The sequence below is a fragment of the Accumulibacter sp. genome (genome assembly GCF_023806635.1).
In the GTDB taxonomy this organism is placed as follows: Bacteria; Pseudomonadota; Gammaproteobacteria; order Burkholderiales; family Rhodocyclaceae; genus Accumulibacter.
In genome coordinates this window covers 25,639-37,568 of the sequence record NZ_JAMTDQ010000090.1, presented here as the reverse complement: position 1 = coordinate 37,568, position 11,930 = coordinate 25,639, and the positions used below count along the sequence as shown (strand labels likewise).

7 protein-coding genes are annotated in these 11,930 nt (G+C 62.2%); 1 reads left to right on the top strand and 6 read right to left on the bottom strand.

What is annotated here, in order from left to right; all coding sequences use genetic code 11:
• Positions 1 to 12 precede the first annotated feature (12 nt).
• From NFW30_RS15790 to NFW30_RS15770, 5 genes are read right to left on the bottom strand one after another with little or no spacing between them, the layout of a single operon-like run.
• Positions 13 to 1,806 carry an AIPR family protein gene (locus NFW30_RS15790; RefSeq protein ID WP_295354153.1) on the bottom strand — a complete coding sequence of 598 codons (1,794 nt, stop codon included), beginning with the start codon at positions 1,804 to 1,806 and terminating at the stop codon, positions 13 to 15.
• Positions 1,806 to 2,828: a PD-(D/E)XK motif protein gene (locus tag NFW30_RS15785; RefSeq protein WP_295354150.1), complete on the bottom strand. Its 1,023-nt coding sequence runs from the start codon at positions 2,826 to 2,828 to the stop codon at positions 1,806 to 1,808. The genes NFW30_RS15790 and NFW30_RS15785 overlap by 1 nt, the downstream gene beginning before the upstream one ends.
• Entirely contained in the window at positions 2,812 to 5,670 is a 2,859-nt protein-coding gene (locus tag NFW30_RS15780; protein ID WP_295354148.1) for a Z1 domain-containing protein, read from the bottom strand. The genes NFW30_RS15785 and NFW30_RS15780 overlap by 17 nt, the downstream gene beginning before the upstream one ends.
• Positions 5,667 to 7,139 (bottom strand): ATP-binding protein, encoded by a 1,473-nt coding sequence (locus tag NFW30_RS15775; protein ID WP_295354145.1) that lies wholly within the window; start codon positions 7,137 to 7,139, stop codon positions 5,667 to 5,669. The genes NFW30_RS15780 and NFW30_RS15775 overlap by 4 nt, the downstream gene beginning before the upstream one ends.
• 34 nt (positions 7,140 to 7,173) lie before the next feature.
• Positions 7,174 to 9,330 (bottom strand): sigma-70 family RNA polymerase sigma factor, encoded by a 2,157-nt coding sequence (locus tag NFW30_RS15770; protein WP_295354142.1) that lies wholly within the window; start codon positions 9,328 to 9,330, stop codon positions 7,174 to 7,176.
• 238 nt (positions 9,331 to 9,568) lie between these two features.
• On the opposite strand from NFW30_RS15770, the gene NFW30_RS15765 reads away from it, so the two are divergent.
• Positions 9,569 to 10,015, top strand: a complete 447-nt coding sequence (locus tag NFW30_RS15765) for a DUF3427 domain-containing protein (protein WP_363322116.1) — start codon at positions 9,569 to 9,571, stop codon at positions 10,013 to 10,015.
• A 113-nt stretch (positions 10,016 to 10,128) separates the two neighbouring features.
• Here the strand turns inward: NFW30_RS15765 and NFW30_RS15760 are convergent, their stop codons facing one another.
• Complete coding sequence (locus NFW30_RS15760) at positions 10,129 to 11,763, bottom strand: ATP-dependent helicase (protein ID WP_295354139.1); 1,635 nt, start codon at positions 11,761 to 11,763, stop codon at positions 10,129 to 10,131.
• Positions 11,764 to 11,930 lie beyond the last annotated feature (167 nt).

The window sequence follows — 11,930 nt, the reverse complement described above, 5'->3', positions numbered from 1 at the left end:
TGCCTTCTACAGTCAGCGCAGTTCTGGAATCCCGTCTCTGACCGGCGAATATCTCTGAGCTCGGACCGCATCCCAGCACTCGGGCCTCTTGGCCCACTCCGAGATCATCCTTCCTCCGGAACTCCTGTGCAGCGAGTCATTCACCTCAACGGCCCACGTCCGTAGCTGCTCCCTCAGCTCCTGTGAGATATCCTGCTTTGCCCATATCCTGTCGAGGTCGATCCGGCCGCCCAGTTGATCCGAAAGCACGGAAACAAGGTAGGCAGCCACATTTCCCTGGAAGGCAGGGAACATGGGTCTGACCAGTGCATGAGTCTTCTTGAAAAGGATCGCCTTGGCAATCATCCCCTTGAACGCAGCAACGTCTGGCAGTGGTGCCGGCGGCTGCCCCTCGGGCGCCCTGAGGCCATCCATGAAACACTCGAAATTTTTCTGTGCCCCAAGACTGACCAGATCGGGCCTTCGGTCCCAGGCGTTGATGTACTTCGCCAGATCCGTCTTGATTATCTTCCGCGATGGTGGCGTCACGATCTCTTTCAGGCGCCTGAGTTGAGCCGGCGTGTTTCCCTCGCGGGCGAGCATCGTGTTGTAGCTGCCGGCAGCCCGTTCATAGAACCAGCGTCCGACACCATCGGGGCAATACGTGCACAGCGCAAGCCTCTCCATCTCGACGTGGAAGGGTTTGTTGGCCGACAAGTCGGATTGCCTGACGGAATTCTGGCTGTTTGCGTATCTCGATATGTCCGAGATAAGGGCCTCTTCCGCAGCTGTGTCGCGCGACCGCAGGACGATGACCTTGGCCGGCACACGGACCTGCCGCAGATCGACTTCGGGCCCCCTCTTCTTGGTGAAATAGATTGAGGCCGTTGTCTGCCCGCCGTTGACGATCTGCATGCCCTTGAGCCAGACAATGCCCGGACTACCATCGGCAGTTCTGCCGAGATGGGCTTCATCCGCGACGATCACGATGCCATTGTTGTAGGCCATGAACCTCTCGGGATCTTCCCTGAGGGTGTCCCGTATGCCCCTGTTGACCTTTCCCGTTGCACTCAGGAACGAGCGAACATTGGCTTCCAGAAGACGGGCACCGTACTTGTCATAAAGGAAGCGCAACGCCTCCCCCGGAATGACGGTAAGCGCACAGTCGTAGTCGGTCATCTTGCCCGGAACATAGACGCAAGGCAGAGCGCTGCCTGATACCTCGTCGAAGTTCACCACGAGTTCGTCACGGGGTTTGCCCTCGGACCAGTGACGGTGGAGGCGCTCGATGTCCATGACTTCGAGCTTGACGGTCTTGCCGTTAACCTCACGCGCCGTGAAGTTCTTGGCTCTCGCCTGTCGATCGGTGAGGACATAGATCCTGATCTGGTCGAGGTTGGCGTAGCACCCCTGAATGGTCACCGCGAGGGCATAGGCATCGTTGGACTCATCCATGGTGGCCGCAAGCCTGCCCTCGGCGCACTTGGCGAGGAATCGCAGGCATTGCTCGGCTGCCGTTTTGGTTTCGGAGTCCGGGACGGGCATGACTTGGTCTACCCCGGCATAGAGGCTCACGAACAGATCAAGCTGGTCAGCATCGTCCGAAACTGCGAAACCGCTCAGGCGGAGGTTCGCATTCGCGACCCTGGCAGAGTAGTGGCATACCTCGGGCTCGAAAGTCATGCCGATTTCGGACATGTGCTGCATGACCACCTCGGCAAAGACCGATTCGGGATACGGATAGGCCTCGGGCGCGGCGCCAAGGCGCTCGCCGATCTCTGCCTGCACTTCGGCCTGTGTCTGGCGCAGGAAATCCACCAATTCCATTATTGAATCATCCCAAGTTGTCTGAGGACGTGCCCAATCTCCAGGTCGCGTGAGGATATCAGGTCGAGGTCGATCTCGTAACGCGCCCTTCTGATTTCAATCGCGACGTTTGCCCGTGTCAGGCGGGGGAAGTCGTCAGTGACATGGAGCATCCGTGTCGACACTCGGACGAACCGGCGCGTGTAGCGATCAGCGACCCCGTCGACAAATCCCGCGTGAAGCAGGCGTGCGCCGAAAAGTTCCAGCGCGGCAGGCTCATTCGCCATGAGTCTTCGCAGGCCGACAAGCTGGTCGGGAAGGGTTCCTCCTGAAGTGGTCAGTACGAGCCGGATGCCGGCAACGAAAATCGGCCGGGTCAACGAGTCGTCCAGTTGTTCGAGGGAGCCTACGGCTCCAGGAAAGCTGCTTGGGGACACCGTGCTCTTGACCTCGATCGCTCCCGGTCCGAGGATGAAGTCCTGAATTCCGTCCAGAGGCCCCTGCCACGCGTCGACTGCGATGGCAGCAGGCACACCGGCCGAAATGAGGTCTTGCAGGAATTCGAGCTCGCCGAAGAGGCCCACCTCGGCCTCGGGGGAGAGGACGCCATCTACCCCTCGGCGCATGAAATCCTGCCAAGCCCTGATGCGCGCGAGGAATATGTTGAAGAGTCTCTCGTCGTCAGCGCCTCGAAGACCCTGGATCGTGGTGAGCACGTCGTCGGTCATCATCGCGAAGAGGTCAAGACTGCCGGCACTCTGCCGGCAGAGCGCGATCCAGACGCGGTCGGCACCCGCCCCGGCAAGGGATGCCCTGGACACCAGAAATCCCCTGCCTTCGGGAAGATGGTCGCCCGCCGGTACTCGCACCGAATTGAAGCCCACGAGCAGGGCCTCGTCGTTTCCCGGAAAGCGCCGCCCGGCAAGAAATCGGCATGGTCCGCCATGGGCAACTGGGATGGTGCGCCAGCCTTCCCCTTCCTGGTTGCCGGTCAGGGCGCGCCAAGCCGCGAGCAGTTCTTCCCTCCTACTCTGCAGGGCCATATTCCTGCTCCCATAGGACATTGTTGACCTTGTATTCGACCTTGAGACCGGAGTTGCTGCCCGGGAAGCTCACACCGAATCCAATGACGGGCGGCGTGTCCGCGGGGAGGCCTGCGTCTGCCTTCATTGGGTCGAGCACATAGAGCAGCAGCACACCTCGTTCCGGATGTGGAGCCACACCGTCTGCCCCGAATCCCCGAACCTTGCGGACGGCCGGCCCGTTCGGGGTGTCCGGCTCCTTGCTTTCCCGAAGCCTCGCCGGGTCCGCGTGCCAAGAGTCGCGCGTCACCGAAAGAGCTGATGCCCAGGCGGTTTCGTCTAGATCGATGGCTTCATCGCGAGATGACATCAGGCGGCCGATCGAGTACCGGTTCTCATAAGGACCATTGTTGACGCGCTTGAGCATGTCCACGCGGATGCCGCTACAGATCTCGCAGGCGCCACCCTCGCCGCCACCAATGACCGCAACCGTCCAGTGTGTCAGCTCATCGGCAGCGGCCATCGACCGAACGAATTCGGCGAGCAGGGCGCTGTTCACCTTGTATGCCTCAGGGTGCGTCCTGTAGGCCGTCAGGAAATCCACCACGTCGGCCGCTGCAACGTCATTCCACAGGAATCCCTTCCATTGCTGGCGAGTACCTGCACGAATGCGGACCGGATCAATTTCCGGCTTGCCGAGGCCGGACAGCAGTCGTGCCGCAGCTTCGAGGTTTCGCCCCAGCACTTGGGAATCACGGTAGAGGGATACGGTTTCAAGAAGCTGCCCGCTGAACGAGAGCAACAGGTTCCGCGCAGCACGCATCTTGAGGCGAGAGGTAACCATCAGCACGGGGTGGGACTGCACCTTGAGGCCGTACTCCCTCGGAGTCGCACCGGTTGCCGCCATCAGATCGAATTCCTCGCGCAGTTCCTCGGCGGCGGCGGCGATATGCCCGAACCACTCGGAGAGCTCAGCAGTCGTATATAGGCGACACAGGTCGAGGTAGCCAGGGCGATATCCGAACCAGCGTCCCATCTGCATGAGCGTGTCGTACATCCTTGACGCCCGCAGGAAGTAGCTGACGCAAAGCCCCTCCAGAGTCAGTCCGCGGGCGAGCTTGTCGCCCCCGATGGCAATGACTTTGAGACCAGTAGCGTGGCGTTCGGCATAATCCAGTGCGTCCTTGGCCGTGCCGTTGATCATCCTGATCTCGATATCCGCGATGGTCTCTCGCAGCACTGGCAGGACCTCGTCCCATGCCAGATTCCTCGGCGCGGCCAGATCGGACTGAACAGCGGGGATGGCTTCGCACGTGGGCACGAAATCGTTCTCCCAGAGTGCCTTGAGGCGCGCGATAGCGTCTTCGTGATCAATCTGCCGAAGGATTCTCTGGCGCAGATGGCGGACATGCTCCTCGACTTGTCGGTAAACGTCCCTCTGAACAGCATTGAAGCGTGTGACGTGTACCAGCATTGAGCAGTGGTCGTTGCCCTGGCCGCGAATGCGCCGGGCCGCACAGGCGAGGAGGAAGGCGTCGATTGCCTCGACGAGGGAGGGAGGCAGGCCATCAATGCCGTTATGGAGCGGGATGTGGCCGTTCTTGTGTCTTTGCGGCATCCACCCGCCGCGACCATCGTCGGTTGCATAGTCGTCGATCTGACGGACCAATGGCAGCCCGCCGCGGCGACCTTCCGGTGAAAGCAGTCCGAAGACCTTTGCAGGGCCGACGTAGTTGGAGGGAGCTGCGAGGTTGATGATGAAGGAAGAGGGGAAAAGATCCGGCCCCTCCTCGCGCGTTGCGCCCCTTTCGTGGATGAAGATGTTGGCAAAGGGTGTAGCCGTATACCCGACATAGGCCGAGCGGGAGAAGGAGTGGAGGATCCTGCGGATGCGGCTATTGATGGCGGTCGGTTCGTGCTCCTCATCGGGTTTGCCCTCGGCATCGAATATCTGTTCCCCGGTATCGACGGAGGCGTGATCGGCCTCATCGTCGATTAGCATCAGCGGGAGATGGGTCACGACCTTTATGCCGGTCTCGGGATCCTGCATGTTGGCCACATGATTCCGGATCCAGCGGTATAGCCTTTCGAGCACCGTCTTGTTCTTCTTCACCACGAACAGCCAAGGCCGTTGTTCCGGCGTAATGCCAAGGCTCTTGGCTGCCGAGGTGTTGAAGTCCCCCTTGTCGGAGCGATTCGTGGCGTAGTTCGGACGGATGCTCGGATCACCGTCGATCTCCCCCACACCAATGATCCTGATGTCGTCAGGCACAGGCTTAGTTTCATAGCCGAGGAAGCCCTCATCAAGACGCATCTGGGTTTGCGATCTCAGATTGTTGTGCAGCCCGGCGAGGACGATGACTATCTTGTAGCCTGCATCTGCCGCCTTGCAGATAAGACCGGTGTAGTTGCCCGTCTTGCCGGACTGCACATGGCCGACGACAAGTCCCCGCCGATCCCAGCGACCTTCCCGGCTGGGGTCCTCAAGAAGGCCGAGGACTGCATCCGTCGACTGATCCAGAGCCTCGACTGCCTTCCAGGAAATCTTCCGCTCCAGCCACTCCCGGTAGCGTTGCCAGTACCGCCAGTCCTGCTTCCTGGACGAGGTCAACCATGGCTCGTGTCCGGCATCGCTCTTGAGCGTCGTGTCTTGTCCGATCCATAAGCTGAAACGACGGATGAGCTCGTCCGTCACGGCATCCCGATCCAGTTCCTCGCCCCACTTTGGCTTCATCGCTACGATCATGTCGATCTTCCCGGCAATGAGCGCCGGCGTAATGGCGGACCGATCCTCCTCGTCGAGCAGAAGCTCCTGGACAAATTTGACCACCCTCTGCCTGTTTTCCTCTGCTGCTGTCGTCATCTTTCTATTACTCTTGGGGGGGTAGGTTCGTCGGGAAGGGCAGCCACGAGATCCGGGTGGGCATTAAAGGGTTCGGTACGCAGGAGTTGCTCCCTTGCACGTGCCGGTGACATTCCATTGCGCAACACCATGTTCCTGTATATGACCGAGAGTACCGGGATGATTTCCTCCGACGGTTCTCCGGCAAAGCCGGTGCGCGGCGTTTCGCGCGCCTCGGTGGTGTCCAGCCAGATTCGTTGCACTGGGATGGTTTCTTCGATGACGCGCAGCATGGCCCGAACCTGGGCCTCCATGGGGCCGGCATCGTCGAGGACTGCCCTCACTGCGGCGTGATCGATGTCGATCCGGTAGCGAATCCCCCCTTTGAAGTGCTCTGCGCGCCATGCTTGGAGGAGGGGCCCGCCGTTGCCGGTCCGTACCGGCTGCCCTCTGTGGGCGAAGACGCGGCGTGCTCGCTCCCGGGTATCTTCGGCGAGCCGGTTGAGACGCTCGCGAATGGATACCGGTGGCCGCGCAGTAGACTTGCGGACATCAATCTTCCATTCGGCGTCAGCTGTATTCGGAATATCCAGCCTGATTCGTGCCAGGCGGTGGGCCTCCTCCTTTGTCCAGGAACGTCCCCGCCCAAGGCCCAGCCAGCTTCCCGCGACGAGAAGACGCTCGTTCCGGTACACGTAGAAGCCCTGTTGTGCCGTCCAGCCGTCAGGTCCGGCCGCCGCGTCGTGCTCGTGCGCATCGAGGCGATCCTTGTGCGGCAGCACGTAGCACTGAACTTCCACCAGTCCGCCGTCGGCAGCAATGCGCTCGACAGGCGATGACCAGGTGGCTGCATGCCCAATGAGAAATGGATCCCACGGTCGGACCGGACGGCCATTGATGGCCAGATGCAACCTGGGTCGTGGCCCGCAGAGAAAGCGGTGGAAGACCATGGCAAGGTGCCGCTCTATCCGGTCGACCAGGTCGAGGAAGTCCTGCTCGGCAAAACCGGGAGTGACGATCCTGTCAGGGATTTCCCAGAGCACGAGCGTGCCATGTTCCGGGGAATCCAGTGAACTCAGCAGTGCCTCAGAGCCTTCGGCGGGTCCTTCAAGGAGATGCCAGCCGTCATCGTCGCTGGCCGCCACGACATCCAGATCCCACCGCAGACAGTTCGTCTTTCCCGCCTTGCGACTGGCTACAGTCAGCCTTCGGCACTGCGAGAATGATGCAGTTTTGAGACCAAGCCCGAACCGGCCGAGGTCGTGGGCAGCACGCTGGTCGAGAGGGCTCTTCTCTCCGAGGCGCATGGCCAGATCAAGCTCGCCCTCATCCATTCCTTCGCCGTTGTCAAGAACGGCGATGGTGCTCGCCGATCCTTTCCAGGAGAACTGGATATCCACGAGGTTCCCACCTGCGGCGATACTGTTGTCGATGAGGTCGGCCAACGCGGTGGCCGTCGAATAGCCAAGACCTCGCAGGGCTTCAATCATGGCGCCTGCCTTTGGAGGAGCATGGCGGGACTTGCTAGGATTCATCGTCCTCTTCCTGTTTGGTGTTTCCTGAACCGGGGAGGAACGGCCGCAAGCTGTCGGCACGGGAGGGGTGCCGCAACCTGCGCAGGGCCTTGGCTTCAATCTGGCGGATGCGTTCCCGCGTGACGCCATATGCCTGCCCCACCTCCTCCAGAGTCCGGTCATGGCCGTCATCGAGGCCGCAGCGCATCCGCAACACTTTGGCCTCCCTGGGAGACAGACTGGCGAGCTGTCGGTCCAGCGCCTCGCGCAGGGCACGATGCATTGCCCATTCCTCGGGTTCCGACGTTGTAGCCACCAAGGTTTCCTCTATGGTCGAACCGTCCTCTTCTCCGGTCGACGCTTCGAGGGACACGGTTTCACCTGATGCCCTGAGGGCCTTTGCGACCTTTCCGACCGGGATCGCCAAGAGGTCGGCAATCGCACGGAGATCCTCCGAACGACCGGTTACCGCTTCGATCTGCTCGCGTGCCCGTTCAACCTGGTTGATCGTCTCGACCATGTGCACCGGCACGCGGACAAGACGCGCCTGATCGGCAATTGCGCGCGTGACTGCCTGACGGATCCACCAAGTGGCGTAGGTCGAAAACTTGAAGCCGCGCCGGTACTCGAATTTCTCGACAGCCTTCATCAGGCCGATATTTCCTTCCTGGATCAGGTCGAGGAAGGGCAACCCTCTGCGGCTGTATCTTTTGGCGATGGAAACGACCAGCCTCAGGTTTGCTTCAGTCATGCGGCGTCTTGCCCTGCCCGCCCTGTCGAGCGCCAAGGACAATGTCCGGTGGGTGGCCGGATCGGCTCCGGTTCGTCCCAGCACGTCGCGGAGATGTTCCAGGAATGCCCAGGTCAGCCCGAGTCCTCGCAGCAGATCGACCATGGTGTCGCTGCCGGCCTGCGGCATGCCGGGAAGCAGTCTGCGAACGGCGTCGATGCGGGAGAGGAAGTCTGGAGGTGCCGCGCGTTCCTCCGCGGCATCATCATCTCCGTCTTTGTCCTCGTCAGGGCCTCCCCAGCCAACCACTTCCTCGCCCGGCATGAAGTCGTCGATCTCACGGTGCCCCATCTGGGGGACCGCATCCCTGTCGACCATGATCCGAAGCGACATGTCGCCACACCCGATTTCGCCAGCCACCTTGAGAATTTCCTCGACAGCTGGAATGCAACCTGCGACGACAGCGACGGCATTCTCAAGTCCCGCTTCCATTTCCCGTCCAAGCGCGGCCTCGTCCTCACGCGAGAGCAGGCTTTCAGTCCCCATGTCCTTGACGTACAGCCGCAGGGGATCATTGTCCTGGTACGTCAGTTCGGTGAGGAAAGTGAGGGCATCGTTGGCCAGCCGTTCCGATTCCTCATCCATGAAGACAGGATCACGCCATTCCCAGTCTTCCTCGTCTATGACGACGCCAAGGTCTCCGAGCGCAAGTGACAGGCGCCCGTCAAGCTCAACGTCCGGTTCACCATCAGTTCCGAGAGCCACCTCGGCGATGCGTCTCCGCGGCACATTGCCGTCCCGCAGGCCGACAAGGAAAAGGTGCCGTGCGGCATCGCGGTTGTCATCGTCCAAGGGATTTCGGCGCCTGGGGCCCTTCTGGATGTTCGGCAGGTCGATGTCGACGTCCGACCAATCTTCGTCGGCATCTATTGGAACATGGGCCGAGATGTCCCGCTGGAGTGCCGAGGCCGTTGCCAGGCATTGCTCGTCGCTGGGTGGCGGCTCGGATTCCTCCTCTGCCTCCCAGGCTGACAGGTCGATGCGGGCCTCGTCCGAGAACGCCCTATTGTCGCCGTCGACCGACGCGGGCCCGAATCTCGGTATCTCTCCGGTTTGCGTTTTCGGCGACACGGACAGATATTGGCCTAGCAGCAATGCGAGTTCGATCCTGCCGGCGCCTTTCGCGAGCGCAACGGCATCGTTGCCGTCATTGTCGAGGATGCGGGGATCTGCTCCAGCCTCCAGAAGAAGGCGGCAGGTTTCGGTATGCCCGCGTGAGACTGCCAGAATCAGGGCTGAACGTCCCCGGTCATCGGTGGCGTTGACGTCGTCCCCCCGCCGGATGTGGAGGCGGACTGCGGTCTGGACGCCGGCCAGCACGGCCATCTTGAGAAGCGGATTGAGGGCCTTTCTGCAGTGAGCTGGACGATCGTTCAAGCCCCTCCTCCTGATGCCGGATGCTCTGCTAGCGGGCCAGCACTCATGATTCCATCAATTCTGACTGACGTGAGATGAAGCGATCGACAGGCGTTGCCGAGGTACTTGGCCACCTCTCCTGAACAGTTCAGAATTCTGGCGGAGTCCCGCTTGTGAGGTTCAGTCTCGATGCGCGTCACAGCCTCTGTGGACAAAACGGACCTATCTGATTGTTATTTCATGTACAGATGGCATTGTCGTGCGAACGCTGGCGCGACTCAAGGCCCTCGTCGATCCACTGGATTTCGTCTTGGGCGAGAGCTTCGATCGCGAACAGATTCCGAGCCTATTCGGCGAGACCTTCAATCCCGGCAACTGGAACGTCGGCCATATTGTTCTCAACGAGCAGAAGATCCACGTGCTGCTGGTGACGCTCAACAAACAAGGCAAGGCCGATCAAAACCGCTATCACGACTACTGGATCGACGCGAACACCTTCCACTGGCAAAGCCAGAACGCCACGACTCCGACCAGCAAGCGCGGACAGGAACTGATCCAGCACGAGATGTTGGGCATCCGTATTCACCTCTTCGTGCGGGAGACGAAGCTGCAGGGTGGTAAGGGCGCTCCTTTCGTCTATATCGGCAAGGTCCGCTACCGGTCACACGAAGGCAGTCGCCCGATGAGCGTCATTTTCAGTCTCTGATACGGGTGTCTTGGCCGTCGCCGGGCCTCCTGTCCTTCCTGCGCCACTGCCGGCCGATGCCGGCAGGCCAAGCACCGCCAGGCCCGCAGGATGATCCTCCTGCCGAAAACCGCTCAGCCCATGCACTCGAGCAGCCGCGCGGCGGACCTCTCTTGCACGACGAGGATCAGCTTCATCGAGCTGCGCGTCGCGCCGACGAAGAGCTTCCGCACCGCCCGGTCGTCGAGCGCCTCGAAGTCGACCTCGGCGAGGATCACCGCGGGCGCGGACTGGCCCTTGAAGCGGTAGACCGATTCGACCAGTACGTCGCCATCCGTGTACACCGGCTGCCCGAAGAGATCGTAGTTGCCGGTGAAGTGGCGCAGGCTGGTCTGGCCGAGCCGGTCGAGGGCCATCAGCTGCGAGCGCTCGCGGCCGTGGTAGCTGACGATGGCGAGGTCGTGCTTCCTGAAGCCCGCCGAGTAGCAGATGCGGATGGCTTCCTTGATGCGCGCGAACAGGCCGGCGGTGTCGGCATAGTCGAGGAACTCGATCTCGTCGGCGGCGATCGGCGAGGCGGCCTCGATCGCGGGTTCGCCGGGGAGCAGGCGACGCAGCAGCTCGACGATCGGCCGCGGGCTGCGGTAGTTGCTCTGCGAGCGCAGCGTCACCCAGCCCGGCAGCGGCGTCGGCGGGCGCCCGTAGAGGTTCTGCATCGGGTCTTCCAGCCAGAGGAGGCGCGCATCGGCCCGGGCATGGCGGAAGATGAAATCGCGCCACGTCTCGGAGATGTCCTGGCCCTCGTCGACGATGATCGTGTCGAAGACGAAGGCGGCGTCCACCGGCAGTGCCGCGGCGCTTTGCTGCAGGCGCTCGAAGGCGTCGGGCGCGCTGAAGTCCGGTTTCTTGCCGGCGTCGCGCAGCCGTTGGTCGCAGAGCTGGTGGAAGGTGCAGGCGACGCCGCCGCGCGGGGCAATGCGCTTGAAATGGTCGGCCAGCGGGCGGTTGAAGCAGACGTAGAGCGGCCGTTTGCCGGCCTCGATGGTGGCGCGGTATTCAGCCAGCGCGAGCTGCGTCTTGCCCGATCCGGCCGTGCCGGTGATGCGCAGCCGGAAGGGCTCGAATTCGAGCCGCCGCGCCCACTGGGCGAGGCCGCCGGAAACCCGCGTGACGAGCTTGCGCGCCTGTCCCATGAGCGCGCTGACGTCGCTGTCGAGCTGGATCAGGTCGCGCAGGAAGGCGTCGACTTTCGGCGTCGCGGGCGTCTTCGCGCGCGCCGGCAGCAGTTCCTGGATGATGCGGCACAGCTGCTCGCGCGTGCTGGCGTCGACGATGCGCTCGCGGACGAGGCCGGCGGTTTCCGGGTTGCGGACCGTGTAATCCGGGCAGTAGAGCAGGGCATCGGTGTGCACCGAGGGGATGTCGGCGCGGCTGGCGAGCTTGCCGCGCAGCTTGCCGACCATGCGCGAGATCTGCACGGGGACGCTCTTCGACCGCCCGGGGTACTGCTTGACCAGCCCCGCGGCGGTTTCGCCGAGGAAACCGCTCTTCTGTTCGATCAGCAGGATGTCGCCGGCGAGGTTGACCACGGCGAAGTCGATCTCGCCGAAAATGGCCTGGCGCCCTTCGGTCGCGGTCCAGTGCACGGCGTGATACACCGAATACGCGTCGGGCAGGCCGGCGGCGAGGAGGGCGAGCGTTTCGATCTCGCGCTGCGCGCCCCCGGTGACCGAGAGTTCGCGCCAGCCGTCGGGGATGATGCGGGCCATGCGGGTCTCCTGCCGAGCACTGTCTGTCAGCACACGATGGTACGGCAGGTCGGGGCGATCGGTGCACTCCGCCGGCAACCGCGGTTTGGTGCCCCGGGACTTGCGGGAAATGGAGCGGCCGGGCTTTGAGAACGAACGACCGTCAGGCCTCGTCGTTCGCTCGCGCC

What these genes read in the sequence shown, in the direction of transcription:
- NFW30_RS15785 (WP_295354150.1), bottom strand. Translation starts at nt 2,828, where the DNA reads ATGGCCCTGCAGAGTAGGAGGGAAGAACTGCTCGCGGCTTGGCGCGCC.
- NFW30_RS15790 (WP_295354153.1), bottom strand. Translation starts at nt 1,806, where the DNA reads ATGGAATTGGTGGATTTCCTGCGCCAGACACAGGCCGAAGTGCAGGCA.
- NFW30_RS15775 (WP_295354145.1), bottom strand. Translation starts at nt 7,139, where the DNA reads ATGATTGAAGCCCTGCGAGGTCTTGGCTATTCGACGGCCACCGCGTTG.
- NFW30_RS15780 (WP_295354148.1), bottom strand. Translation starts at nt 5,670, where the DNA reads ATGACGACAGCAGCAGAGGAAAACAGGCAGAGGGTGGTCAAATTTGTC.
- NFW30_RS15760 (WP_295354139.1), bottom strand. Translation starts at nt 11,763, where the DNA reads ATGGCCCGCATCATCCCCGACGGCTGGCGCGAACTCTCGGTCACCGGG.